25 protein-coding genes are annotated in these 23,842 nt (G+C 71.3%); 19 read left to right on the top strand and 6 right to left on the bottom strand.

Features of this window, described 5'->3' with window-relative positions:
- Window positions 1–214: 214 nt before the first annotated feature.
- The 5 genes from ACZ6AQ_RS24510 (at window position 215) to ACZ6AQ_RS24490 (ending at window position 4,291) form a co-directional block, all read left to right on the top strand.
- Window positions 215–877: an HdeD family acid-resistance protein gene (locus tag ACZ6AQ_RS24510; RefSeq protein WP_468762287.1), complete on the top strand. Its 663-nt coding sequence runs from the start codon at window positions 215–217 to the stop codon at window positions 875–877.
- A gap of 75 nt (window positions 878–952) precedes the next feature.
- Window positions 953–2,299 (top strand): hypothetical protein, encoded by a 1,347-nt coding sequence (locus ACZ6AQ_RS24505; RefSeq protein ID WP_468762286.1) that lies wholly within the window; start codon window positions 953–955, stop codon window positions 2,297–2,299.
- Window positions 2,300–2,471: 172 nt separating this feature from the next.
- Window positions 2,472–2,936 (top strand): SHOCT domain-containing protein, encoded by a 465-nt coding sequence (locus tag ACZ6AQ_RS24500; protein ID WP_468762284.1) that lies wholly within the window; start codon window positions 2,472–2,474, stop codon window positions 2,934–2,936.
- A gap of 29 nt (window positions 2,937–2,965) precedes the next feature.
- Window positions 2,966–3,412, top strand: coding sequence for a DUF7144 family membrane protein (locus tag ACZ6AQ_RS24495; protein WP_468762282.1), 447 nt, complete (start codon window positions 2,966–2,968; stop codon window positions 3,410–3,412).
- 339 nt (window positions 3,413–3,751) lie between these two features.
- On the top strand, window positions 3,752–4,291 hold the full coding sequence (locus tag ACZ6AQ_RS24490; protein ID WP_468762281.1) for a DUF6368 family protein: 540 nt from the start codon (window positions 3,752–3,754) through the stop codon (window positions 4,289–4,291).
- Between the two features lie 449 nt (window positions 4,292–4,740).
- Here ACZ6AQ_RS24490 and ACZ6AQ_RS24485 read toward each other — a convergent pair whose 3' ends face one another.
- Window positions 4,741–5,499 carry a transposase family protein gene (locus ACZ6AQ_RS24485; RefSeq protein ID WP_468762337.1) on the bottom strand — a complete coding sequence of 253 codons (759 nt, stop codon included), beginning with the start codon at window positions 5,497–5,499 and terminating at the stop codon, window positions 4,741–4,743.
- Here ACZ6AQ_RS24485 and ACZ6AQ_RS24480 point away from each other — a divergent pair.
- Complete coding sequence (locus ACZ6AQ_RS24480) at window positions 5,456–5,827, top strand: hypothetical protein (RefSeq protein WP_468762341.1); 372 nt, start codon at window positions 5,456–5,458, stop codon at window positions 5,825–5,827. The genes ACZ6AQ_RS24485 and ACZ6AQ_RS24480 overlap by 44 nt on opposite strands.
- Window positions 5,828–5,884: 57 nt before the next feature.
- Here the strand turns inward: ACZ6AQ_RS24480 and ACZ6AQ_RS24475 are convergent, their stop codons facing one another.
- Together ACZ6AQ_RS24475 and ACZ6AQ_RS24470 are read right to left on the bottom strand one after the other, a co-directional pair.
- Window positions 5,885–6,649, bottom strand: a complete 765-nt coding sequence (locus tag ACZ6AQ_RS24475) for an SDR family oxidoreductase (RefSeq protein ID WP_468762279.1) — start codon at window positions 6,647–6,649, stop codon at window positions 5,885–5,887.
- 579 nt (window positions 6,650–7,228) lie between these two features.
- A complete protein-coding gene (locus ACZ6AQ_RS24470) occupies window positions 7,229–7,483 on the bottom strand; it encodes a hypothetical protein (protein ID WP_468762277.1) in 255 nt (84 codons plus the stop codon).
- A 275-nt stretch (window positions 7,484–7,758) separates the two neighbouring features.
- On the opposite strand from ACZ6AQ_RS24470, the gene ACZ6AQ_RS24465 reads away from it, so the two are divergent.
- The 3 genes from ACZ6AQ_RS24465 to ACZ6AQ_RS24455 all read left to right on the top strand — a co-directional run bounded on the left by ACZ6AQ_RS24465 (window position 7,759) and on the right by ACZ6AQ_RS24455 (window position 11,240).
- The gene (locus ACZ6AQ_RS24465) at window positions 7,759–8,295 is read left to right on the top strand and encodes an RICIN domain-containing protein (protein WP_468762275.1); all 537 of its coding nucleotides are present in this window, start codon (window positions 7,759–7,761) and stop codon (window positions 8,293–8,295) included.
- Between the two features lie 391 nt (window positions 8,296–8,686).
- A complete protein-coding gene (locus ACZ6AQ_RS24460) occupies window positions 8,687–9,313 on the top strand; it encodes a hypothetical protein (protein WP_468762273.1) in 627 nt (208 codons plus the stop codon).
- Window positions 9,314–9,593: 280 nt separating this feature from the next.
- The gene (locus ACZ6AQ_RS24455; RefSeq protein ID WP_468762271.1) at window positions 9,594–11,240 is read left to right on the top strand and encodes a hydroxysqualene dehydroxylase; all 1,647 of its coding nucleotides are present in this window, start codon (window positions 9,594–9,596) and stop codon (window positions 11,238–11,240) included.
- Here ACZ6AQ_RS24455 and ACZ6AQ_RS24450 read toward each other — a convergent pair.
- Complete coding sequence (locus tag ACZ6AQ_RS24450; protein WP_468762335.1) at window positions 11,224–12,222, bottom strand: polyprenyl synthetase family protein; 999 nt, start codon at window positions 12,220–12,222, stop codon at window positions 11,224–11,226. The genes ACZ6AQ_RS24455 and ACZ6AQ_RS24450 overlap by 17 nt on opposite strands.
- A gap of 186 nt (window positions 12,223–12,408) precedes the next feature.
- Here ACZ6AQ_RS24450 and ACZ6AQ_RS24445 point away from each other — a divergent pair, with 186 nt between their 5' ends.
- From ACZ6AQ_RS24445 to ACZ6AQ_RS24405, 9 genes are all read left to right on the top strand, one after another.
- Complete coding sequence (locus ACZ6AQ_RS24445) at window positions 12,409–12,744, top strand: tyrosine-type recombinase/integrase (protein ID WP_468762269.1); 336 nt, start codon at window positions 12,409–12,411, stop codon at window positions 12,742–12,744.
- A 29-nt stretch (window positions 12,745–12,773) separates the two neighbouring features.
- On the top strand, window positions 12,774–14,033 hold the full coding sequence (gene pcaDC / locus ACZ6AQ_RS24440) for a bifunctional 3-oxoadipate enol-lactonase/4-carboxymuconolactone decarboxylase PcaDC (protein ID WP_468762268.1): 1,260 nt from the start codon (window positions 12,774–12,776) through the stop codon (window positions 14,031–14,033).
- A gap of 9 nt (window positions 14,034–14,042) precedes the next feature.
- Window positions 14,043–14,675 (top strand): MBL fold metallo-hydrolase, encoded by a 633-nt coding sequence (locus tag ACZ6AQ_RS24435; RefSeq protein WP_468762266.1) that lies wholly within the window; start codon window positions 14,043–14,045, stop codon window positions 14,673–14,675.
- A gap of 67 nt (window positions 14,676–14,742) precedes the next feature.
- Entirely contained in the window at window positions 14,743–15,522 is a 780-nt protein-coding gene (locus ACZ6AQ_RS24430) for an exodeoxyribonuclease III (RefSeq protein WP_468762264.1), read from the top strand.
- Between the two features lie 156 nt (window positions 15,523–15,678).
- Window positions 15,679–16,122, top strand: a complete 444-nt coding sequence (locus tag ACZ6AQ_RS24425) for a DUF6278 family protein (protein ID WP_468762262.1) — start codon at window positions 15,679–15,681, stop codon at window positions 16,120–16,122.
- 138 nt (window positions 16,123–16,260) lie between these two features.
- Window positions 16,261–17,007 (top strand): amino acid ABC transporter ATP-binding protein, encoded by a 747-nt coding sequence (locus ACZ6AQ_RS24420; protein ID WP_468762260.1) that lies wholly within the window; start codon window positions 16,261–16,263, stop codon window positions 17,005–17,007.
- Window positions 17,008–17,020: 13 nt separating this feature from the next.
- Complete coding sequence (locus ACZ6AQ_RS24415) at window positions 17,021–17,968, top strand: glutamate ABC transporter substrate-binding protein (protein WP_468762258.1); 948 nt, start codon at window positions 17,021–17,023, stop codon at window positions 17,966–17,968.
- The gene (locus ACZ6AQ_RS24410; protein WP_388695991.1) at window positions 17,956–18,600 is read left to right on the top strand and encodes an amino acid ABC transporter permease; all 645 of its coding nucleotides are present in this window, start codon (window positions 17,956–17,958) and stop codon (window positions 18,598–18,600) included. The genes ACZ6AQ_RS24415 and ACZ6AQ_RS24410 overlap by 13 nt, the downstream gene beginning before the upstream one ends.
- Entirely contained in the window at window positions 18,597–19,454 is an 858-nt protein-coding gene (locus ACZ6AQ_RS24405; protein ID WP_468762257.1) for an amino acid ABC transporter permease, read from the top strand. Before ACZ6AQ_RS24410 ends, ACZ6AQ_RS24405 begins: the two co-directional genes overlap by 4 nt.
- Window positions 19,455–19,492: 38 nt before the next feature.
- On the opposite strand, the gene ACZ6AQ_RS24400 is transcribed toward ACZ6AQ_RS24405, so the two are convergent.
- Entirely contained in the window at window positions 19,493–21,049 is a 1,557-nt protein-coding gene (locus ACZ6AQ_RS24400; RefSeq protein ID WP_468762255.1) for a CocE/NonD family hydrolase, read from the bottom strand.
- 141 nt (window positions 21,050–21,190) lie between these two features.
- Window positions 21,191–21,934, bottom strand: a complete 744-nt coding sequence (locus tag ACZ6AQ_RS24395; RefSeq protein ID WP_468762253.1) for a hypothetical protein — start codon at window positions 21,932–21,934, stop codon at window positions 21,191–21,193.
- 104 nt (window positions 21,935–22,038) lie between these two features.
- Here ACZ6AQ_RS24395 and ggt point away from each other — a divergent pair, with 104 nt between their 5' ends.
- Window positions 22,039–23,838 (top strand): gamma-glutamyltransferase, encoded by a 1,800-nt coding sequence (gene ggt, locus ACZ6AQ_RS24390; RefSeq protein ID WP_468762251.1) that lies wholly within the window; start codon window positions 22,039–22,041, stop codon window positions 23,836–23,838.
- Window positions 23,839–23,842 lie beyond the last annotated feature (4 nt).

Below are 23,842 nucleotides of genomic sequence, written 5' to 3'. Positions count from 1 at the left end.
GTCGCACGTCTCTTCGTCGCGTCCGGTTCCCGCGGGCCGATCGTTCCCGGATCCCATCCCACCGTCCCGGTGGCACGGAAGGATCACCCCTCACGGGTGACCCGGGTCCGCGGTGCCGGCCCCGACCGTGGAATGGTCGGGCGACCGCACCCGGGTCCTCGCCGGCCGTGCCGTCGGGGGCCGGCGGCGACCCACCGATCCACGAGGAGGCGCCATGCCCGTGCCACGTGACGCGGCGGCATCCGCCGGCCGGGGGGACGGGCCCGACAGGGCGGGCCCCGGACCGGCGGGCGGTCCCGCGCGTTCCCTCCCCGGACCGGGCGGTTCCTGGACCTGGCTCATGGGCGCGGCCGTCACCACGCTGGTGCCGGGCGTCCTGGTCCTGGCCTGGCCGGAAGCGACCCTGCACGTCCTGGCCGTGCTCATCGGTCTGTACCTGCTGCTGACCGGGGCGTTCCGGTTCGTGGCCGCCTTCGCGCGCGGGGGGCACGACCGGCTCTCCGGGCTGCCGTCGGCCCTCCTGTACGTCCTGGCCGGGGTGCTGTGTCTGCGCGATCCACTGCAGACGGTCGCCGCGCTCTCGCTGATCGTCGGCCTGGTGTGGCTGGTGTCCGGCCTCCTCACCCTGTGCAGCGCCCTCGTCGCCGACGACCTGCCGCACCGCGGCGTCGTCCTGGGGCTGGCGGTGATCGCAGTCGTGGCGGGGATCGTGGTCCTCGCCCTGCCCGCCGAGTCGGCCCGCGCCCTGACCCGGCTGCTCGGTCTGTGGCTGGTCCTGCTCGGTCTGGGCGAGGGGGTGGTCGCCCTCGGCCGGCGGGCCGCGCTCCGCGGGACGTCCCGCCCCCGGCCGCCGGGAACACCCGGCGACGCGGCCTGACCGCCGTCCACCGCGGAGGAAGGAACACCCGGCGACGCGGCCTGACCGCCGACCGCGGCGGAGGAAGGAACACCCATGGACCCGGTCCCACCCCCGGATTCCTCCGGCCCCCGCGGAGAAGCGGGTCCGCGGTCCGTCCTCGACCCCGGGGAACGGGCGGAGTACGAGCGCCTGCGCAGGCACCGGGCGGCGCGCCACCGGCGGACACGCCTGGCCGGCTCCTCGGTCCTCCTCCTGCTGACCCTGTTGCTCGCTCCCGCGGCCGTCGTCGCGGCCTGGACGCGGGACACCGTCTCCGACACCGACCGGTACGTGGCGACCGTGGCGCCGCTGGCGTCCGAGCCGGCCGTGCAGGACGCCCTGACCGACCGGCTCACCGACCGCGTGGTGGCACAGGTGGACGTGAAGGCGGTGACGGACTCGCTCGCCGGCACCCTCCGGGACGCCGGGGCGCCGCCCCGCGTCGTGGAGGGCGCCGAGTCCCTGGAGGCACCGCTGCGCGACGCGGTGCGATCCGTCGTGGACCGCACCGTCGGCGGTGTGGTGGCCGGCGACGTCTTCCGGCAGGCGTGGGAGGGGGCCAACCGGCGGGCGCACGCCGCGGTGGTGCGCATGCTCACCGGTGACGGCCGGGGCGCCCTGAGCACGGAGGACGGCACCGTCCGGCTGGACGTGGGGGAGGTCGTCGACGAGGTGCGGGCGCGGCTGGTCGACGCGGGCTTCGGCAGGGCCGCGGAGATCCCCGACAGCGACCGGACGATCACGCTGTTCGAATCGGAGCAGCTGGGCAGGGCGCAGGACGCGATGCGGCTGCTGGACGTCGTCGGTGTCTGGGTGCCGGTCCTGACCGCCGTCCTCGCCGCGCTCGCCGTGTGGGTCGCCCCCGACCACCGGGTGATGCTGACGGCCACCGCGGCCGGGGTCGGGGTGATGATGGTGCTGCTGCTCGTGGCCTCGGCGGTGCTCCGCCGGACCTACCTGGAGTCGGTGCCGCCCGCGGTTCTGCCGCCCGACGCGGCGGCGGCCGTCTTCGACACGTTCTTCCGGTTCCTGCTCGACACCACGCGCACCCTGCTGGTCGTCGCGGTGATCACCGTCCTGGCCGCCTGTCTGTACGGCCCCGGCCGTGCCGCCCGCGCCGTCAGGGCGACGGCCGCACGCGGGGCGGGCGCCGCCGGCCGGGGGCTGCGGCGCGCCGGCCTGGACACCGGAGCGGGCGGACGCTTCCTGGCGAGGCATCGGAGAGGGGCCTTCGGCACCGTTCTCGCGGGGGGAGTCCTCGCCCTGGTGCTGTGGAACCACCCCACGCCCGCGGCGGTGGCCCTCGTGCTCGGCGTCGTCCTGGTCGTCCTGGCGGTGCAGGCCGTCCTCGCGGCGGCCACGGGCCCCGCGAGACGGCCGGCGGGCCGGGCGGCACCGTGAGCGGAACCGTCGGGCCGGATGCCGGATGCCGGATGCCGGATGCCGGATGCCGGTCACGGCCGGCGCCCCGCACTCACCCCCGCCGGGTGAGGCCGGGCGGCGGGGATCGCGGACAGGCTGGAGACGGTACGGAACAGCTGCCGGGCCCCGCCCGGATCGGAGGACCCGAACCATGAGCGCGCAGACCTATCTGGCGTACGACTATCCGTTGCTGAACATGTTCTGGACCATGCTCCTGGTCTTCCTCTGGGTCATGTGGTTCGTCCTGCTCTTCCGGATCATCGGCGACATCTTCCGCGACGACCGGCTGAGCGGCTGGGCCAAGACCGGCTGGCTGGTGTTCTGCATCCTCCTGCCCTTCCTGGGCGTGTTCGTCTACGTGATCGCCCGGGGGAAGAACATGGGCCGCCGGGAGGTGGCGCAGGCCCGTGCCCAGCAGGAGGAGTTCGACGCCTACATCAAGAGGACCGCGGGCGGCGGACAGCGCAGCAGCGTCGACGAACTGGCCCGCCTTTCCCGGATCAGGGACCGGGGCGACATCACGGACGAGGAGTTCCGCAGGGCGAAGGAGCTCGTCCTGAGCGGCCACGGCCCGGGGCAGCACGCGGACCCGGCCTCCGGCGCTTCCGCCCACTGACCGCCCCCTCCCACGAATCGAGGCGCACGATGACCACCACACACACCCGGCCGACGCACTCGTCGAAGCAGGCATGGGCGTCCGGCCTGACCGTCTTCGCCGCCGTCATGCTCTTCCTGGTCGGCCTCCTCGACCTCCTGCGGGGCATCATGGCCATCGCCGAGGACGACGTCTTCGTCAGGGCGCCCGACTACGTCTTCCACTTCGACCTCACCGGCTGGGGCTGGATCCATCTGGCCCTGGGAGTGCTCGCCATGGTCATCGGCGCCGGGCTGCTCAGGATCTCGGGGTGGGCGCGCGTGTCCGGTGTGATCGTCGCGGGACTCGTGATCCTCGCCAACTTCCTCTCCCTGCCGTACTACCCGGTGTGGTCGGTGGTGATGATCGCCATGTCGGGCTTCATCATCTGGGCCCTGTGCGTGATCAAGCCCGACGGCAACCTCTACGACCTGTCCGGGGAACGTACGCCGCACTAGGGCGGGCGAAAGGCACCTCGACGGGCTCCAGGCACTGCTCGTCAGCAACAACCCCTCCGGCCGCGCCGTCGACGCCTCCCACCCGGGGCGCCGCGGGCGGACCGCCCCGAGTCCCCGGCCGACGCCTCCTCTCCGTCCTGCCCGCGGACAGCGCGAACGCCGACGACACGGCACTCGTCGTCGTCCGCCTGTGAACGCCGCTCGGGCGCGGGCGGCAGCACGGGAGGGCGCGTGCGCCGGGGGGAGCCGCCCCCCCCGCCTCTCGCGGTCTCCGTGCGCGCCCCGGCGGGGTGGCGGCCCGCCGGGCTTCCGCAGCCCCGGCCGGTTAGGCTGCGGGCCATGAGCGGACCGGTGCTGGTGATCGAGTTGGCGCAGGCCGTTCCCCCCGCGGCGATCCGGCGGCTCCGCGACCTCCTGGTCCGCTCCTCGGTGCGGTTCGAGGAGAAGCGGGTCGGCGAGTACGACCTGAACATCCGCGCGGAGAGCCTCGGCATCCCGGAGACCGGGGGTGACGAGGGGCGTCCCGTCCTGGTCTCCGTCACGGGGCCCGGCATCGGCGACGAGGCCGCGTTCGAGGCCGGACACGACGGGGAGATCGACCAGGAGCCCCTCATCGGCTTCAGGCCGACCCACGCCGCCCATGTGGTCGCCTTCTCCAACCGTCCGGTCGACCACGTCGTCACGGCCCTGCTGGCCGCCGCCGTCATCGACGTGATCGGCGGAGTCGTCAACGCCGAACTGTGGGAGGACCGCGTGCCCGTGGTGGCGGGCCTTCCCGGCGTCATCGCCACGACGACCGATCCCTGGCCCGCCGTGTACGGCTCGGCGGAGTTCCTCCGGGCATGGGTCCGGCAGCCCGGGTTCCGGCTGCTGAAGTAGCCGGAACCCCGGCCGGCCGACTCGGGCGAGCGGTACACGCTCGAGCAGCGGCCCGAAGCTCGCGCGGCCCACCGACCGCCGTGATGACGGTTCGCTTCCCGGCGGCTTCACCCCCTGCCCGGAGAAGCCCGGCCGCCGCTCGGGAGCATCGTCGTCGCGCGGGCACGTCCGGCTCGCGGTCGGCACCGCCGGCTCGGAAAGAGCCCGGTGACGTGAAGACCACCGGGCGGTGGTACGTGAAGCGGGACGTGGAGGACCCGCGTGGAGCGGCAGCGGCGTGGGGCGGCCTCCACGGACCCGCGGCGGGGCGGCCGGTTCCGGACCCGGCATCCGGACGGGGGCGGGAGCCGCTGGGTTCGACCCGGCGATGTGAGAAAACGTGAGAGATGAGAGGGGCCAGCGGGTGAGCGAGACACCACCGAACACCCTGCAGTGAGCCTTTTCCCACTTCACGCCGACGTGTGATGAAGGACGAGGGCGGCCTGGACGATCGCGGTGATGCGGTTGGTGCTGCAGCGGGGTTTTCGCAGAAGCCGCCAGCCCTTCGGGGTGGCCATGGCCTGCTCGCCGGGGCAGCGGATTGTGGCGTGTGTACTGTCGTGCCGCCGCTGCCACCGCTTGAGGCGGCGTCCGCGGAACGGCACCCGGATGGAGCCGTCGGCGTCCTGGTATGCCTTGTCCGCCCAGCACGTGAGGTCGGCGGCGGCGAGAGCCTCGACGATCCCATGGGTACGGGCGATGGTCCGATCGTGCGGGGAGTCGGGCAGCACGGGCGAAGCCCACAGCAGGCGGCCGAACGGATCGGTGAGGACCTGGATGTTCATGCCGTGGCGCTTGTGCTTCCCCGAGCAGTGGGGGGTGTCTGCTGCGATCCGGTCGATCGGCAGCAGGGTGCCGTCGAGGATCACGAACGCCTTGACCCGTGCGACACGCATCGCCTCGACCAGGGTGGGCGCAAGCGCGGCCGGCACTTCGACGGCCTCGCGTATGGAGCGGTACGCGGTGGCGATGCCGATACCGAACCCGGCCGCGAGCCGGGCGTAGGTGTCACCGCACCGCAGATGCGCCAGGGCGGGGAGGGCCTGCCGTCCGGTGGTGGGCCGCCGCCACCGGGTCCCGACCTCCCCTCGCCGGACGGCGAGGTGTCCGGCCGGGCACCGCAAGGTGCGACTGGACAGGTCGATCGACGAAGCCCGGCGCCAAGCGATCGAGGCTTCGTGGAGGGAACGCGCGCTCACCACCGAGGACGCCCTCGAAGCGGCCCACGCGGAGATCATCGACCAGCGTGATCGCATTGCGGAACTCCTGGGTCGGATTGCCGAGTTGCCGCAGGACTGGACGGATGCCGATGTCGTGCGCATCACGACCGCCGATGTTGCCCTGCGCCGCGAAGTCGCCGCGCTGACGAACACCGACGAACGTCTCAACAAGCGTCTTACGGCCGCCCGGGACAACGCCCGCTTTGCCGATCGGCGCATCGCCGCGCTGGAAGCCGGCATCGCCGAGGAGTTCGTCGTGCCACCAGCCGGCAACTGACAACGGTCCAGCAGGCATTCGGACGCTGAATTCCGCTTCGTGAGTTTGGTGCGTGGGTCAGCGGGTGGTGTAGCCGCCGTTGAGGAAGAGGGTCTGGCCGTTGGCCCACCAGCCTTCGGTGAGCAGGTGCATCACCCAGGGCACGATGTCCTCGATCTTGGTGAGGTCACCGTTCATCGCGGACGACTTGTGGTAGGCGACGGAGTCGTCGTCCTCCGCGGGGTAGAAGAATGAGGTGTCCATCGGCCCCGGGGCGATGTTGTTGACCGAGATGTTGCGGCCGAACAGTTCCTTCGACAGGGCGCGGGTGAAGTGCTCGACCGGGGCTTTGCTGCCGGCGTAGGTGGAGTACAGGCCGGTGTATGCGGCCAGCAGCGAGGTGACGATGGTGATGATCTTCCCGCCGTCCTCGATGCGGCGGGCGGCCTCGCGCATCACGAAGAACGCGGCCTTGGAGTTGACCGCGAACATCCGGTCGTACTCCTCCTCTGTGATCTCGGTGAGCGGCTTCTTCAGCACCATGCCGGCGGTGTTGATGCTGTAGTCGAGCTTCCCGAACCGGTTCACGACGTCGTCGAAGACCCGCTCCACCTCGAAGACCTGGGTCAGGTCGCCCTGGATCGCGAACGCCTCGCCCGCGCCCGCGTTGATCTCCTTCACGACGTCCTCGGCCTTGGCCCGGGAGGAGTCGCTGTTGTAGTGCACCGCGACCAGGGCGCCCTGCGCTCCGAGGGTGGTGCTGATCAGCCCGCCGAGGTTACGGGACGCGCCGCCGACGAAGGCGACCTTGCCGTTGAGCGTCTTGTCCGGGGTGGTGCCCATGACTGCCTCCTGTGATGTGCCGGGGTGGGCTGGCACGACCCCGGCCAATGCCGAGGACCAAGTCATACTCACCAGACTCGCCGCAGAACCGCATGTGGATCTTGAACGGTCCGATCAGAGGTGGAACAACTCTTCACGACTTCCCGGCGGCCGTCAGCGTCCGCCGTTGCCGTCCCGCCGCAGCCGTGGAGTGGTCCCGACGCAGCGCGGCATCATCCGCGTCAGGGCTCTGGCCCGCGAAACCCGCCTCCGTCGCGATCTCCGCGGTCAGCCTGCTGGTACGGGTGATTCCCGTCGTGCGTAGTCCAGGCGCCGCTGTACTGGTGCGGGGATTCGCTGACCCGCTGGGGGAGGTTCGTGTGGACGCGGTCCATGACTCTGGACGACTGACCAGCGCAGATTCACCGCCTGGCCCGTGTGCACCACCCAGCACACGCACCTGAGGGACCACGGACACCGGGGTGGAAGCAGGCGGGGTAGGGACAGCGCGGTCAGCGGACGGAAGGATCCGGGCGTTTCTCCGCTTCCCATCGCCCGATGGTGAATGCGTTGTAAATCTCCTCGGGCTGTGGAGATCCTTCAAGCGGCCAGCTCCACGGTGGGGTCGGCCTGGTGGTCTCGTTCGTAGTCGATCGGGCTGTGGTACCCGCACACGCCGTGCAGCCGTCGGTTGTTGTAGAAGCCGGTGATCCAGGCCGCGATTCTCAGCCGGGCCTCGGCGCGCTCGGCCTCGCGCATCCGGCCGCCCGGCGCGCGCTTCGCCGGCCGGCCGGACGGCGCCGACGCGTCGCGCCGCCACCGCGACACCCGGCTGTCAAGCTGTCGGATGGGCATGAATGGGAAGGACTCGTGCGGCAGGATCACCTCAATTCGATCTTGCTGCAACCGTCGCCGTGAACTGGTAACCCAACAGGATTGGGGGGGCGTGCGCCCCGCGCGAATCAGGGAGTGTGCGAAGGTCACCGCTTCGGTCGGTGGCGTGTTGTGCTGCCCGGGTTCCGAGCCGGACAGCGGCACCCGGCCACCCCGGATCAGCCGACTCTCCTCGATCGGGTGACCTTCCCCGAAAAGGCGGTCTGGCAAAAATCTGGCCTGCCAAGATCACCCGTATGACCATCCGTCGCTGGGTCGCTGCCGCGGCCGCCGTTATTTCCGTCGCAGCCCTGACAGGGGCCGCCCAAGCCGCACCCACCGCCGCCCCCGTCCCCTCCGGGCCTGTTGTCATCACCAACGACGCCCACACCAACTACCTGGTCCCTGACGACACGGTCGGCAACGCCGGCACCTTCCTGCAGGTGTACTACCGACAGGACCACCCCTTCCCCCGCACCTTCCAGTTCGACCAGGTGAACGGGCGTCCGGGAATCTTCCACTGGAAGAGCGCCAGTACGGGGAACTGCGCCGACGCCAGGACAGGCGAAGCAGGGGCCTCCGTGTACCTGGCCGCGTGCACGACGAACAAGTCCCAATGGTGGATCCTCAGGTCCACCGACGAAAGCCCCGCACGGTGGGTTCTGTCGCCCTTTCTGAACGAGGACGTTGCTGTCACCGGCCTCTACGGGGACGACAACTATGCACCGCTGCGCGAGCTCCCCCACCCCAACTCGGCGACCACGTCACAGATGTGGCACTTCACCGAGCAATAACCGCACCGTTCTCCAGGAGAGAAACGCTCTCTGTACGCCGGCCGGGTCCGCCGCACCCGGCCGGTCACTTCACGGAGCGAGGCCGGTTCTGTGCGCAGTCGCAAGAAACCGGCTGCGGCAGATCTCCGCCCGCCAGTGCACCACGGGTACGTCCGACGTCGGATGGGTCAGCAAGGCTCGCGACCGGCCGGCGCCCCGCAACGGACAGCGCGGCGGTGCGGTGTCCGCCGGCGCCGGTGGGGGACGGGGACGTTCCCCCGCGCCTATTTCGTAGGCATCTTCGGATTCTGCACACCTTGTGCCGATGAGATGACGACGATGAGACAACAAGAGTCGCCCGCTCGGTAGTGACCGTCAGCAAGCGCGAACAACCACACGCGGAGGAATGCCGATGGGTCAGAAAAAAGGCGGAAAGCCGGACCCGGCTGCGCGTAAGGAGCAGCCCGAGGAAATCCTTTCTGAACAGCTGTTCGTCGCTCACACCAAGAAGCAGCTCCATCCCAAGGCGTCCCGGGCGGTGGCTGCGGGGCTGATCTGCGTTATGGGGGAGATCTTGGATGGCGCTTATCTCCTCCGGTCGAACGCGGACGCCGACGAGGCGGGTGGCAAGGAGATCCAGCCTCGCCAGGTGGATGACGCGATCCGATCGGACAACGACTTGCGCCGCTTGCTGGCCGCTTGGCTGCTCGAGAGGGCACCAGCTGCCCGGACCGAGCCGCAGCCTGTGCAACAGCCCGTGGCAAGCACTCCGGACGGTGCCCTCGAGGGCGCCATCGACCGAATCATGAGCGCGCTCAGCCCGGACGAATCCGTCACCGTCAGCGCGTCGGCCAAGAGTGTCCTCGCCGGCCTGCTCGCCCTTCTCGTCGAACAACTGATGCACGCCGCCGATGTGCTCTCCACAAGGATTAGCAGCAACGTCATCTACGCGGAAGACGTCCGTGCGGCTGTCCAGGTGATGCTGACGGGCGAACTGCGTCAGCTCGCCGACCGGGAGATCAGCAGGGCGACCGCTTGACCGCGTCCGGGCCCCACGCACGTGCCCAGCCCCGACCCCAGGTCGGCCTGAGCGTTTCTGCCCTGCAGAGCGAATGTGGCCGACCGGGTTGCCGGCGTGTGGCAGCTCGGAGCGCTGACCGGCCGCATTGAGCGTCGAAGGCGCGATCTCCGACGCACAACTGATGGGTGATCTACTTCTCGTGACGGGGTGGAAGGGGGCCTCTCGCTGAGGGCCCCCAGTAGGGGATGTGGTGGTGTCGGTGGGGCGGGGCTTGCGAGTCGCGGTGCTGGGTGGTGGCGTGGCCGGGTTGACGGCGGCGATGGAGCTGGCGGAGCGTGGCTTCGAGGCCACGGTGGTGGAGCCCGCCGGCTGGGGTGGCAAGGCCCGTAGCGCGTGGGTGGCGGGGACCGGACGAGGCGGGCGGTTGGACCTGCCCAGTGAGCACGGATTCAGGTTCTTCCCCGGGTTCTACCGGAGTCTGCCGGACACTCTGCGCCGTATCCCTGTCGACGGCAGCGCGGAAGGGGTGGCGGGGAACCTGCGGGAGGCGACGCGGATGCTGTCCGCGCGCTCGGGCCGGGTGGGTGAGCGGGTCACCGATGTGTCCGGGGCTGCGGGTGCCCGGACTCCGATGGAGTTCCTGCGTTCTGTCGGGTTGGAGGCGGGTGGCAGGGGGCTGACGAGCGAAGAGCTGCTGTACTTCGCGAACCGGATGCTCGTCTACATGACGAGCAGTGATGAGCGGCGGCTGGGCCAGTGGGAGTCGACCTCGTGGTGGGACTTCACCGCGGCCGACGGCGCCTCCGAGGAGTACATCAAGGCGTGTGTGGTGGGCGCGACCCGCACGGTGGTCGCGGCACGGGCCGAGGTCTGCAGCGCGCACACGGTCGGCGGGTTTCTGGAGGCTTTCAGTTACGGGTTTCTCGGCAGGGGCGAGGAACTGCATCCGGCGGACCGGGTGCTCAACGGTCCCACCAGCACAGCCTGGATCGACCCGTGGATCCGTCATCTGGCGTCCCTGGGGGTGCGGCTGGAACTCGGATGGGCGGTCGAGCGGCTGGCTCTGAGCGGTCGCCGTGTCACCGGGGCCCAACTGCGTGGTCCGGCCGGCCGGCTGCGGGAGCTGGAAGCTGACTGGTTTGTCTGCGCGCTGCCGGTCCATCGCGTCGGCGCGCTGCTGGACCGCGGGCTTGCGGAGGCCGACGATGAGCTCAAGAGTGTGACGGGCCTGCACACGGACTGGATGGTCGGCATGCAGTTCTACCTGACCCGGCCGGTGCCCGTCACTCACGGCCATGTCCTGTTCCTGGACTCTCCCTGGGCGCTCACTTCGATCAGCCAGGCCCAGTTCTGGGACTGCGACTTCCCGGCCACCTACGGCGACGGGACGGTGGCCGACTGCCTGTCGGTGGACATCTCCTCTTGGGACACCCCGGGCATCCTGTACGGCAGGCCGGCCCGTGAGTGCAGCCGGGCGGAGATCGCGGCCGAGGTCTGGGCGCAACTGTGCGACGGGCTCAACGGAGCTGGTCGAACCCGCCTGCACGAGGGGTTGCTGCACTCGTGGGAGTTGGATCCGGCGGTGCGGAATCTGAACGGGCCGGGGCCGGCCGTCAACGACGAGCCGCTGCTGATCAACACCACCGGTTCCTGGGCGGCGCGCCCGCGGGCGGTGACGGCGGCGGCGAACCTGTTCATGGCCGGGGACTATGTGCGCTCCCCCGTGAACCTGGCGACGATGGAGGGCGCGAACCAGGCCGCCCGCCTCGCCGTGAACGCCCTGCTGGAGGCGGCCGGTGGCACCGGGGTTCCCGCGGCCGTGCACGCCCTGCACCAGCCCGGGGAGCTGCGCAGGCTCAAGGAGGTGGACGCCGAGCTGTTCGGTCAGGGGCGCGCTCACATCATGGACGGGCTGCCGCCGTGGAAGGTCAGTGCACGCGTCTGATCACGACCGTGCAGAGCGCTTCGAGGTCTTCGAGAGCTTCGGGTAGTGCTGTGAGGCGGTGCAGCCGGTCGCGTGCGGCTGTCGCGTGCTGGGCGGCGCGGTCGCTGGTCCAGGCCCGCCCGCCCGCCTCATCGACCAGGCGGGCGAGGTTGGCCGTATCGTCCCCCGGCTGGGCGTAGAGGCGGGCGAGTTCGTCGCCGGCCGGGGCCCCGGACGTCAGCGCGGCCACCACGGGCACCGACATCTTGCGGTTCTTCAGATCGTTGAAGACGGGCTTTCCCGTCACCGCCGGGTCGCCCCAGATGCCGAGCAGGTCGTCCACGAGCTGGAAGGCCATACCGAGGTCGTGCCCGAACTCTGCCCACTGGACGGAGACGTCCGGGTCGGCGCCTCCGTAGAGGGCACCCAGCCGGCAGGCGCAGGCGAACAGCGAAGCCGTCTTGCCCGAGACCATCTCCAGACACTCAGCCAAGGTCACCTGCGTCCGGCCTTCGAAGACCAGGTCCAGGCTCTCGCCGACGGCCAGTTGGATCAGCACGTCCACCAGGGCGGCCGACGCCTCACGAGCCACCAGCCCGTCCGGCGCGTCGGCTTCCGACAGGACGTCGAACGCGGTCAGCATCATTGCGTCCGCGGACCGGGCTGCGGACGACGGGCCGAAGACCTGCCACGCGGCCGCCCTGTGGCGCCGCACCGTGTCACCGTCCAGCACATCGTCGTAGAGAAGCGACAGGTTGTGCACCATCTCTACCGCCGCTGCCGCCGGCACCGCCCGCCGGTCCACACCTCCCACCGCACGCGCACACGCCAGAGTCAAGGCAGCACGAACGTTTTTACCGCCCTGCCGTGCTCCCTCTCCCGACCAGCCGAACTGATAGGCAGCCACTTCAGCAGCGGGCCCCTGAAGCGACCCCACCCACCCCCGCAACTGCCTCTCGCAAGCATCGCCCGCGCTCCGCAGCACCTCATCGACCGTGCCCACCGTCAAGCCCCCTCTCCTGGCTCCACACAAAACCATGCGCCTCTCTGTCCCGGCCGTCGGCGGGCAGGATTCCTCCAAGGCTCCATCATGGTGGGCCAAGCCGGTACACGACTTCATCACACGTCAGCGTGAGGTTGGAAAAGGCTCAATGTCTCCAACACGCGGACCATGATGGGTAATCGCACCGTGGTGGAGAAGGACACCGAGAGCATGGCGGGCGAAGCGTACGAGAGCAGCGGGTATGTACTTGTGGATGAACTCGGCGCCGCGCTGAACGGCCGGCAGCTCCGGGTGCGGGTCTGCAAGATCATGGACGAAAGTGGCCTACGCAGGGTCCGTCTGTACGATGCTCGGGCGTCGTGCTTGACCTTCCTGGCGAACAGCGGGGCGCCGGACCACCTGCTTGCGATGTGGGCCGGGCACACGAACGTGAAGACGACCAAGCAGTGGTACGTGAAACCGGACGTGGCGGACCTGCTCCCGGCAGCGAAGGCATGGGGAGGTCTGGCGGGGGGCGTGTGACAGATCGTGACAGATGAAGGTGTGAACCGGTGAGCGAGACCAAGATCGATACGCTGCAGTACCGCGTCGACGGGCCGGAACAGGCTCCGGTCCTGGTCCTGGGGCCCTCCCTGGGCACCACGTTCCACATGTGGGACCGGCAGGTCCCCGAGCTCGCGCGGGACTGGCGGGTCGTCCGTTTCGACCTGCCCGGGCACGGCGGGGCGCCCGCCCGGCCCTTCGCCTCCGTCGCCGACCTGGGGGACAGGCTGCTCGCCACCCTCGACGCGCTCGGCGTCCAGCGCTTCGGGTACGCGGGCTGCTCCCTCGGCGGAGCCGTCGGCCTCGACCTCGCGCTGCGGGCGCCCCACCGGGTCGCCTCGCTCGCCCTGGTCGCCGCCTCGCCCCGGTTCGGCACCGCCGACGAGTTCCGGCAGCGCGGCGTCATCGTCCGCGCCAACGGCCTGGAGCCGATGGCCCGCACCGCTCCCGAGCAGTGGTTCACCCCGCTCTTCGCCGGCGCGCAGCCCGCCATCGTCGACTGGGCCGTCCAGATGGTCCGCACGACCGATCCCGCCTGCTACATCGCCGCCTGCGAGGCCCTCGCCGTCTTCGACGTCCGCGAGGCGCTCGGCCGCATCGACATCCCGGTGCTGGTCCTCGTCGGTTCCGAGGACCAGGTCACCGGTCCCGCCGAGGCCCGCACCCTGGTCGCCGGCATCGCCGACGCCCGGCTCGCCGTCGTCCCCGGCGCCTCCCACCTCGCCCCCGTCGAGCAGCCCGCGGCCGTCACCGACCTGCTCGTCGACCACTTCGCCGGGACCGCCCAGGACACCAGCGGCGCCCTGGCAGTGCCGCCGCCCCGCACGCCCCCGGTCCTCGCCGCCGAGGCCCCGGAGGCCGCCCCGGACGCCGGGCCCGCCGAGGCGGACCGCCCCGATCCGTACGAGAAGGGCCTCGGGCTGCGCCGCGAGGTCCTCGGCGACGCCCATGTGGACCAGGCCCTCGCCGACGACCCCGACGGGGCCTTCCAGGGCCTCGTCACCCGGTACGAGTGGGGCGAGGTGTGGAGCCGCGACGGCCTCGACCGCCGCACCCGCAGCGCCGTCACCCTCACCGCGCTCCTCGCCGGGGGACACCGGGAGGCCCTGGCGGACCACACCCGGGCCGCCCTGCGCAACGGCCTCGCGCCCGGCGAGATCCGCGAGATCGTGCTCCACGCGGGCGTGTACTGCGGCCTCCCGGCCGCCGAGACCGCGCTGCGCGTCGTCACCCGCGTCATCGAGGAGGAGACCACGCCCCCGTCGTAGCCTGGCCGTGTGAAGCTGACGAAGAAGACCCACGCCTGCGTCCGCCTCGAAAAGGACGGGCGGACGCTCGTCGTCGACCCCGGCGGGTTCACCGAGGAGGACGCCGCCCTCGGGGCCGACGCCCTCCTCGTCACCCACGAGCACCCCGACCACTTCGACGAGGGCCGGCTGCGGGCCGCCCTGGAGGCCGACCCGGCCGTCGAACTCTGGACGCTGCGCAGCGTCGCCGGCGCGATCTCCGCGGCCTTCCCCGGCCGGGTGCACACCGTCGGCCACGGCGACGCCTTCACGGCGGCCGGGTTCGAGGTCCAGGTCCACGGCGAGCTGCACGCGGTGATCCACCCGGACATCCCGCGCGTCACCAACGTGGGCTACCTCGTGGACGGCACCGTCTTCCACCCCGGTGACGCCCTCACCGTGCCCGACCACCCCGTCGACACGCTGCTGCTGCCCGTGATGGCTCCCTGGAACAAGATCTCCGAGGTCATCGACTACGTGCGCGAGGTGAGGCCGCGCCGGGCGTACGACGTCCACGACGCCCTGCTCACCGACCTCGCCCGGCCGATCTACGACCGCCAGATCGGCGAACTCGGCGGCACCGACCACTCCCGGCTCGCCCCGGGGGCCTCCGCCGACGTCTGAGCCGGTCCGCCCCCGGGGTCCGCCGGGCGACCGGCCGTTGTCGGTCCCCGCCAGTAGGCTTGCGCCCATGCGCATCGCCACCTGGAACGTCAACTCGATCACCGCCCGGCTGCCCCGTCTCCTGGCCTGGCTGGAGAGCAGCGGCACCGACGTGCTGTGCATCCAGGAGACCAAGTGCGGCGCCGAGCAGTTCCCCGCCGAGGAGCTGCGCGCCCTGGGCTACGAGTCGGCGGTCAACGCCACCGGCCGGTGGAACGGCGTCGCCCTGCTCTCCCGGGTCGGCCTCGCGGACGTGGTCACGGGCCTGCCCGGCGGACCGGAGTACGAGGGGGTCCAGGAGCCCCGGGCGGTCTCCGCGACCTGCGGCCCGGTCCGCGTCTGGTCGGTGTACGTGCCGAACGGCCGCGAGGTGGCCCACGACCACTACGCCTACAAGCTGCGCTGGCTGGAGGCGCTCAAGGCCGCCGTCGCGGAGGACGCGGCGGGGAAGCGCCCCTTCGCGGTCCTCGGCGACTACAACATCGCGCCGGCCGACGAGGACGTCTGGGACATCGCCCTCTTCGAGGGCGCCACGCACGTGACGGAGCCGGAGCGGGCCGCGCTCGCCGCGCTGCGCGGGACCGGCCTGAGCGACGTGGTCCCGCGCCCCCTCAAGTACGACCACCCCTTCACCTACTGGGACTACCGCCAGCTCGGCTTCCCCAAGAACAAGGGCATGCGCATCGACCTGGTCTACGGCAACGAGTCCTTCACCGAAGCCGTCACGGACAGCTACGTGGACCGTGAGGAGCGCAAGGGCAAGGGCGCCTCGGACCACGCGCCGGTCGTCGTCGACCTCGACGTGTAGGGGACCCCCGGTCCGGACCGCGCCGGACCGCGCCGGACCGCGCCGCGCCGGGTCCGCCGGGCCGCCGCCCGGCCCGTCAGGGCCCTCCGGCCCGCCCGGGAACGATCTCCGCGCGCCGGGTGGTGGACCGGCGGGAAGCGGTGCGACGCTGTTCGGATGAACATCCCGTTTCTGGACATCTGGCGCAGACGGCACGATTCCGCCCCTCCGGCCTCCCCGTTGGCCGCGGCCTTCGACCGCGACCCGGACGGGGTGGCCGAGCTGCTCGCCGAGTGCGAGCTGCTGCGCGCCCGTGCCGGGGAGGCCGGGGTGGAGCTGGACGACACCCCGCGCTCCCTCCAGGAGCTCGACCAGTTGCCGCCCCGCTGGCGGGACGACCCGGAGGAGCTGCCCTGGTTCGGGAACGACGCCGGCCTCTACCTCGGCACGGTGGTCGTACGGAACGTCCCGGGCGCCCGCTGGCAGGTGCGGCCGGGCGGCGGCCCGGTGGTACGGCTCGCCTCCGGCCGGGAGATCCAGGCCGTCGAGGCCGGCCTCGACTGGGCGACGACGGGCGCTCCCCAGCTCTCCCGGGTGTACGCGGAGGCCGCCGAGTACTGACGGGGGCGGCCGGACGCCCACCCTTACGCAGTAAATACGGCTTATTCATGTTTCATGCGTGTCGTCCCGTGAAGTCCGTTTTTCGGTGGGTAGTTTGCGCTGACCGCGACACCGCTGAGAAATGGGGCAGGGCAGCGTATGGCCGTCGTCGATCCGTTGATCGAACTGCGTGGCGTCAACAAGCACTTCGGCACGTTGCACGTCCTCCAGTCCATCGACCTCACCGTCGCCTGCGGGGAGGTGGTCGTCGTCATCGGCCCCTCCGGGTCCGGCAAGTCCACCCTCTGCCGGGCGGTGAACCGCCTGGAGAGCGTCGAGTCGGGGGAGATCCTCATCGACGGGCAGCCGCTCCCCGCCGAGGGCAAGGCGCTCGCCCGGCTGCGGGCCGAGGTCGGCATGGTCTTCCAGTCCTTCAACCTCTTCGGGCACAGGACCGTCCTCGACAACGTCTCCCTCGCCCAGATCAAGGTCCGCGGGCGCAAGAAGGAGGAGGCCGACCGGCGTTCGCGCGAACTCCTCGACCGGGTCGGACTCGCCGCGCACGCCGGCAAGTTCCCCGCCCAGCTCTCCGGCGGCCAGCAGCAGCGCGTCGCCATCGCCCGCGCCCTCGCCATGGACCCCAAGGCGCTCCTCTTCGACGAGCCGACCTCGGCGCTGGACCCCGAGATGATCAACGAGGTCCTGGAGGTCATGCGGCAGCTGGCCCGGGAGGGCATGACGATGGTGGTCGTGACCCACGAGATGGGCTTCGCGCGCTCCGCCGCCAACCGGGTCGTCTTCATGGCGGACGGCAGGATCGTCGAGGACCGCGTGCCGGAGGACTTCTTCACCGCCCCGCGCAGCGAACGCGCCAAGGACTTCCTCTCCAAGATCCTCAAGCACTGACCGGGTGGGAACCATGCAGCGTACGCACCGGACCCTGGCCGCGCTCGCCCTGCTGCTCGCCGCGACGGCGCTCGGCGGCTGCGGCCGGGAGGGCAGCCCGCCCGTCAAGGGACCGCAGCCCGACCAGCTCCCCGTCTACGAGGTGCGGGAGGACTTCTCCCTGCCCGGCTCGGCCACCTGGAACCGGGCGAAGAAGCGCGGCCGGCTCGTCGTCGGCGTCAAGGAGGACCAGCCCTACATGGGCGAGAAGGACCCGGCCTCCGGCCGCTACTCCGGCTTCGACATCGAGATCGCCAAGATGATGGCCGCCTCCCTCGGCTTCGACCCGGCCCGCGTCGAGTTCCGCACGATCGCCTCGGCCAACCGCGAGACCGCCCTGCAGAACGGCCAGATCGACTACTACGTCGGCACCTACACCATCAACGACAACCGCAAGAAGCTCGTCGGCTTCGCCGGGCCCTACTACCAGGCCGGTCAGTCCCTGCTGGTCCGCACCGACGAGAACGACATCCACGGCCCGCGGGACCTCGCCGGCAAACGGGTCTGCTCGGCCGCCGGCTCGACCCCGTACCAGCGGATCCAGAAGGACTACCCGGAGGCCGAACTCGTCGCCTACGACACCTACTCGGTCTGCGTGGACAACCTGCTGACCTACCAGGTGGACGCGGTCACCACCGACGACACGATCCTCATGGGCTACGCCGCCAAGGTCCCCGACGAACTCAAGGTGGCGGGAAAGCCGTTCTCGAAGGAGCCGTACGGCATCGGCGTCCCGCGCGACGACAACACCCTGCGCCTGGCACTGGACGACGCCATCGCCGCCCACGAGAAGAACGGCGACTGGAAGAAGGCGTACGACGCGACCCTCGGCCTCTCCGGGGTCCCCGCCCCGAAGCCGCCCGCCATCGACCGGTACCCGGCGGGCCGACCCGGAGGAGCTCCTTCGACATGGACGTCCTGACCGACAACTTCTCGCTCTACGGAAAGGGGTTCCTCGGCACCGTCGAACTCACCGTCTACGCCTCGGCGCTCGCCCTCGTCCTGGGCTTCGTCATGGCCTCCTTCCGGGCGGCGCCCGTGAGGTCGCTCCGGGCCTTCGGAACGGCCTGGGTGACCGTCCTGCGCAACACCCCGCTGACCCTGCTCTTCTTCGCGGTCATGCTGGGACTGCCCCGCTTCGGACTGGTCCTGCCCTTCGAGCTGTTCGCGGTCCTCGCCCTCGGCTGCTACACCTCGGCCTTCATCTGCGAGGTGCTGCGCTCCGGCATCAACACGGTGCCGCGCGGCCAGGGGGAGGCGGCCCGCAGCCTGGGCATGACGTTCACCCAGACGCTCGGCACGGTCGTCCTGCCGCAGGCGTTCCGCACCGTCATCCCGCCCATCGGCTCGACCCTGATCGCCCTCGCCAAGAACTCGGCGATCGCGGGCGCGTTCAGCGTCACCGAACTCCTCGGCACCTACAAGACGCTGAACGAGCTCGGCTACAACATCGTCTGGACCTTCGTCTGGATCGCCGTCGGATACCTGATCATCACCCTCACCATCAGCGCCCTCTTCCACGTCATGGAGAAGCGCTGGGGAGTCGCCCGATGACCGAGTCCACCGCCCTCTACGACATTCCCGGGCCGCGCGCCCGGAAACGCCACCTCCTCTACGGCCTCGCCGCCACCGTCCTGCTCCTCGCGCTGGCCGGCTGGATTCTCCATCTCCTCTTCGCCACCGACCAGTTCACCTCCACCAAGTGGTCGCCCTTCCTCTACGAGGGCATCCAGGAGCTGCTGCTCAGGGGCCTGGGCAACACCCTCAAGGCGTTCGCCTGCGCGGCGGTCCTCTCGCTCGCCCTCGGCGCCCTCCTGGCCGCCGGCCGTCTCTCCGAACACCGGGTGCCGCGGTGGATCTCGACCCTGTTCGTCGAGTTCTTCCGCGCCATGCCCGTCCTGGTGATGATCTTCTTCGTCTTCGTGGCGCTGAAGGTGCAGCCGCTGCCCGCGCTCGTCACCGGCCTGACCCTCTACAACGGTTCGGTGCTCGCCGAGGTGTTCCGCACCGGGATCCACTCCGTCGAGAGGGGCCAGGGGGAGGCCGCGTACGCGCTCGGCATGCGCAAGACACAGGTGATGACGTACGTCCTGGTGCCCCAGGCCGTCCGCGCGATGCTGCCCGCCATCATCAGCCAGCTGGTGGTGGCGCTCAAGGACACCTCGCTCGGGTTCCTCATCACCTACGAGGAGTTCCTGCACGCGGGCAAGCTGATCGCGTCGAACCTCGACTACGACCTGCCGTTCATCCCCGTCGTGCTCGTCATCTCGCCGATCTACATCGGGATGTGCATGCTGCTCTCCTGGTTCGCCACCTGGCTGGCCCGCAGGGAGCGTCGCGACCCGAAGGCGGGGGCCGTGGAGGTCGCCCCCGCGGGGCCGGGGACGCCGCTGCCGGGAGGGCGGTAGCGGGACGGGAGCCGCACCCGCCCGGCAGCGGCCGGTGATCACTCCTTCCGCAGCGGTACCGACACGTACGACGGGTCGGCCGCGGGGGAGGAGAAGGTCAGCCGCGCGCCGGTCGGGTTGTGCTCGATGTAGAGCGGGTCGACGGTGTCGACCACCAGGGCGAGCCGGTGCCCGGCCGGCACGTCGTACGCCGTGGAGAACAGCTCCAGGTCGACGGCGAACGGCTGCCCCGGAGCCTTGTCGTGGAAGGTGTACGGAGCGTGGGTGACCAGTTTGCCCACGCCGAGCGGGCTCACGTCGTAGAGGTACGCGACGAGGGTGCCGCTCTCCTCGGTGGAGGCGACCGTGGTGTGCACCTTCGTCGTGCCGCGCACCCGCTGGGAGGTGTCGTACCGCTCGGACTGCCACACGCCGGCGAAGGAGCGGGGGAGGAGGGGGACGGAGACGACGGGCGGGACGCGGAGGAACTGGTCCAGGGCGTTGGTGAGCAGGGTGATGCCGCCGTTGGCGCCCGAGTCGACGTTCGCCCAGACCCGCTGCGTACCGCCGAGGTCGAACTTCCGCCGGTTCGCCTGGACGGACTTCCAGTCCGCGTAGCCCTCGTAGCCGCCGGCGGAGCGGGACGCGAGCTGGACCGGCTGCTCACGGTCGATGCCGTTGTCGGCGCCCTTGAGGTAGCGGTCGAACCAGCGGCGGGTGCTGGTCCAGGTGTCGTTGGGCAGGCCGAAGAGGCCGGTGAGTTCGGCGGTGGCGTGGTCGCCGGGGCGGAACTCCAGGCGCTTGGGGCCGGTGAGCTTCTCGTAGAAGCTCGCGTACTGGTTGGGCGGGAAGATGGTGTCGCCCCAGGCGTTGCCGAGCATGATCGCGGCACCGTTGGCGTTGATCCGGTCGAGGTACGTCACCGGGGAGCGCTCGCGGCCCCAGGCGATCATGTCCTCCTCCTTGGCGAGGTTGGAGGAGAGGAAGTCGCCCAGGATCCGCTGGAGTTCGGGCCCGGGGCGGCCGGTGAGGTATCCGGCGCCGCCGAGCAGGGCGGCGGCCTGGAGGTGCTGGGTCCGGCCGCTGTAGATGGACTCGATGAGGTCGGCCCAGCCGCTGAGCGCGGCGACGGCCTTGATCCGGGGGTCGTGCGCGGCGGCGAGCAGGCTGATCCCGGCGCCGTACGAGACGCCTCCCATACCCACGTGCCCGGGGTCGGCGGGGGTGTGGGCGAGGGCCCAGTCGATCACCGCGGAGGCGTCGGCGACGTCCTTGGGGCCCGCGGTCTCGATCTCGCCGCCGGACTGCCAGAAGCCGCGCGAGTTGTAGCTCACGACGACGTAGCCGGAGTCGGCGAGCTTCTGGGCCTGGGCGACGTACTCGATCTGGGGCATGGCCCAGCTGGTGGGGAAGACGATCAGGGGGAGGCGGGCGTCGGCGGGCGTCCCGGCGGGGGTGACGACGTTCGCCTTGAGGACGGTGCCGCCCTCCCCGGGGATGTCGACGAAACGGACTCCGGTGGTGCCGGTGGTGCCGGCCTGGGCGGTGGGGGCGAGGCCGAGGGCCGTCCCGGCCAGGAGGGCGGTCGAGACGGCGAGGACCAGGGGTGCGCGCACGGGGGTACTCCTCACTGGGGACGCCGCGGGGACGGCGCTGAGGGGGGCAGTGAAAGTACCCGACGGTAACCTCGGTGGCTTACCGGAGGTAACACCCCGGTGCGTCACGTGGGGGTAACGATTGGCGGCCGGGCGCCCCGCTCACGCCGCCGCGGCCCCGGACGCGGGGGCGGGCGCCGGGGGCGTGAGCGCCGCCCGCGTCACGTCGGCCACCAGCTCCACCACGTCGGGACCGTAGGCGTCCGAGTTGACCACCTTGAGGAGCAGGACGAACGAGCCGCCGCGGTGACGGCGCGCCAGGGCCTCGTGGTGACGGGCCAGGTAGCGGGTCGCGGCCTGGTTGGTGATCGCCCGCTGCCCGCAGAAGAGGAAGACCGGCCGGTGTCCCTCCCCGGCCGCGAGCCGGGCCAGGAGCACGTACTCGGACGTCCCCTTGTCCATGAGGTGGCGCTCGGTGCCGACCGTGATCGACCCCCGGGTCTCGGACGGCTCGACCTCCACGTTCACCGACACGCCCGGCAGCAGGGTGGCCAGATGGGCCGCCGTACGCCTGTTCGAGTACGGTCCTCCCACGCAGAACTCGGTGCGGTCGCCGAAGCCCTGGTGGGTCCGGTCGTGCGACAGGATGCGCGCGTGCGCCCCGCAGTCCTTGACGAGCGTGGAGAGTTCGAGCAGCGCGAAGACGTCGTGACGGTGCACCACGTTGTCCCCGCCGGACTCCCGGTTCACCACCAGCAGGCACTCGGAACCCCCGGGAAGCCCGAAGAACGCCTGCTTGCGGCGGAGCCCGCGCCGCCACTGGTACGTGCGGCCGAGCCAGCCGAGGGAGGCGCTGACACCGGTGGCCAGCACCCCGAGCACGATGTTGCGCAGGTCTTCGTCCATGGGCGCGCATGCTAGCGGCGATCCGGCATTCAGTTCGAGGCGTTCCTGACGGAAGGGCTCCGGGGAAGTTACGCTGCGCGGACCGCAGTTGACTGGAGGTACGCATGCGTCGCTCGGCCGCTGGCAAGGTCTCGCTTCTCGCCGTTGCGGCGACGGTGCTCTCGGTGGGCGCCGCCGCACCGCCGACGGTGGCGGCGCCACCCGTCAAGGAGCCCGTCGCGACCGGTTACGGCGGCGCCGTCGCCAGCGTCGACGCCGACGCCTCGGCCGCCGGGATCGAGGTGCTCCGCAAGGGCGGCAACGCGGTGGACGCCGCCGTCGCCGTCGCGGCGGCCCTCGGTGTCACCGAGCCCTACTCGGCCGGGATCGGGGGCGGCGGCTACTTCGTCTACTACGACGCGAAGAGCCGCACCGTCCACACGATCGACGGCCGCGAGACGGCGCCCCGCTCCGCCGACGCGAACCTCTTCGTGGAGAACGGCGCCCCCATCCCCTTCGAGGAGGGCATGACCAGCGGGCGCGGCGTCGGCACCCCCGGCACCCCGGCGACCTGGGGGTCCGCCCTCGACGCCTGGGGCAGCAAGCGGCTCTCCACCCTGCTCGCACCCGCCGAGCGCCTGGCCCGCGAGGGCTTCACCGTGGACGAGACCTTCCGCTCCCAGACGGCCGCCAACGAGGCCCGCTTCCGCGACTTCCCGGCCTCCTCCGCCCTCTTCCTGCCGGGCGGACGGCTGCCCGAGGTCGGCTCGCGCTTCAGGAACCCGGACCTGGCCCGTACGTACGAGAAGCTCGGCCGCGAGGGCGTCGGCGCGCTCTACGGGGGACCGCTCGCCCGGGACATCGTCAACACCGTCCGCACGCCCCCCGTCCGCCCGGGCGCCACCCGGAACGTCCGCTCCGGGGACCTGACGGAGCGCGACCTCGCCTCGTACCGCACCGAGTTCCGCGAGCCGACGAAGGTCTCGTACCGGGGCCTCGACGTCTACGGCATGGCCCCCTCCTCCTCCGGGGGCACGAGCGTCGGCGAGGCGCTCAACATCCTGGAGAACACCGATCTCTCCCGCGCCTCGCAGACCCGTTACCTGCACCGCTTCGTCGAGGCCAGCCGCATCGCCTTCGCCGACCGGGGCCGCTGGGTGGGGGACCCGGCCTTCGAGTCGGTGCCGACGCGCGGCCTGCTCTCCCAGCGGTTCGCCGACTCCCGCGCCTGCCTCGTCCGCGACGACGCCGTCCTGACCAGCCCGCTCGCCCCCGGCGACCCGCGGAACCCGGCGCACTGCGCCCCCGGCGGCACCGCCGCCCCCACCACGTACGAGGGCGAGAACACCACCCACCTGACGGTGGCCGACAAGTGGGGCAACGTCGTCGCCTACACGCTCACCATCGAGTCCACCGGCGGCAGCGGGATCACCGTGCCCGGCCGGGGCTTCCTGCTCAACAACGAGCTGACCGACTTCTCCTTCGCCCCGGCGAACCCGGCCGTGCACGACCCGAACCTGCCCGGCCCCGGCAAGCGCCCGCGCTCCTCGATCTCCCCGACGATCGTCCTCGACCGGCACGGCCGGCCCGTCCTCGCCCTCGGCTCCCCGGGCGGCGCGACCATCATCACCACCGTCCTCCAGACCCTCACCGGGGTCCTCGACCGGAGGCTTCCGCTGGTCGACGCGATCGCCGCGCCGCGCGCCAGCCAGCGCAACCAGGCCACCACCGAACTCGAACCCGGCCTGTGGAACAGCCCCGTCCGCGCCGAACTGGAGGCGATCGGGCACCGCTTCCGGCAGAACCCGGAGATCGGCGCGGCCACCGGCGTCCAGCGCCTGCCGGACGGCCGCTGGCTGGCCGCGGCCGAGACGGTCCGGCGGGGCGGCGGCTCCGCGATGGTGGTCAGGCCGGCGGGAGGGTGACGGG

The sequence above is a fragment of the Streptomyces sp. NPDC041191 genome (assembly GCF_055591945.1).
The sequence above is the reverse complement of the archived record's forward strand: the minus strand, read 5'-3'. Positions and strand labels throughout refer to the sequence as shown.

What these genes read in the sequence shown, in the direction of transcription:
- ACZ6AQ_RS24510 (WP_468762287.1), top strand. Translation starts at nt 215, where the DNA reads ATGCCCGTGCCACGTGACGCGGCGGCATCCGCCGGCCGGGGGGACGGG.
- ACZ6AQ_RS24505 (WP_468762286.1), top strand. Translation starts at nt 953, where the DNA reads ATGGACCCGGTCCCACCCCCGGATTCCTCCGGCCCCCGCGGAGAAGCG.
- ACZ6AQ_RS24500 (WP_468762284.1), top strand. Translation starts at nt 2,472, where the DNA reads ATGAGCGCGCAGACCTATCTGGCGTACGACTATCCGTTGCTGAACATG.
- ACZ6AQ_RS24495 (WP_468762282.1), top strand. Translation starts at nt 2,966, where the DNA reads ATGACCACCACACACACCCGGCCGACGCACTCGTCGAAGCAGGCATGG.
- ACZ6AQ_RS24490 (WP_468762281.1), top strand. Translation starts at nt 3,752, where the DNA reads ATGAGCGGACCGGTGCTGGTGATCGAGTTGGCGCAGGCCGTTCCCCCC.
- ACZ6AQ_RS24475 (WP_468762279.1), bottom strand. Translation starts at nt 6,649, where the DNA reads ATGGGCACCACCCCGGACAAGACGCTCAACGGCAAGGTCGCCTTCGTC.
- ACZ6AQ_RS24470 (WP_468762277.1), bottom strand. Translation starts at nt 7,483, where the DNA reads ATGCCCATCCGACAGCTTGACAGCCGGGTGTCGCGGTGGCGGCGCGAC.
- ACZ6AQ_RS24465 (WP_468762275.1), top strand. Translation starts at nt 7,759, where the DNA reads ATGACCATCCGTCGCTGGGTCGCTGCCGCGGCCGCCGTTATTTCCGTC.
- ACZ6AQ_RS24460 (WP_468762273.1), top strand. Translation starts at nt 8,687, where the DNA reads ATGGGTCAGAAAAAAGGCGGAAAGCCGGACCCGGCTGCGCGTAAGGAG.
- ACZ6AQ_RS24430 (WP_468762264.1), top strand. Translation starts at nt 14,743, where the DNA reads ATGCGCATCGCCACCTGGAACGTCAACTCGATCACCGCCCGGCTGCCC.
- ACZ6AQ_RS24425 (WP_468762262.1), top strand. Translation starts at nt 15,679, where the DNA reads ATGAACATCCCGTTTCTGGACATCTGGCGCAGACGGCACGATTCCGCC.
- ACZ6AQ_RS24420 (WP_468762260.1), top strand. Translation starts at nt 16,261, where the DNA reads ATGGCCGTCGTCGATCCGTTGATCGAACTGCGTGGCGTCAACAAGCAC.
- ACZ6AQ_RS24415 (WP_468762258.1), top strand. Translation starts at nt 17,021, where the DNA reads ATGCAGCGTACGCACCGGACCCTGGCCGCGCTCGCCCTGCTGCTCGCC.
- ACZ6AQ_RS24410 (WP_388695991.1), top strand. Translation starts at nt 17,956, where the DNA reads ATGGACGTCCTGACCGACAACTTCTCGCTCTACGGAAAGGGGTTCCTC.
- ACZ6AQ_RS24405 (WP_468762257.1), top strand. Translation starts at nt 18,597, where the DNA reads ATGACCGAGTCCACCGCCCTCTACGACATTCCCGGGCCGCGCGCCCGG.
- ACZ6AQ_RS24395 (WP_468762253.1), bottom strand. Translation starts at nt 21,934, where the DNA reads ATGGACGAAGACCTGCGCAACATCGTGCTCGGGGTGCTGGCCACCGGT.
- ggt (WP_468762251.1), top strand. Translation starts at nt 22,039, where the DNA reads ATGCGTCGCTCGGCCGCTGGCAAGGTCTCGCTTCTCGCCGTTGCGGCG.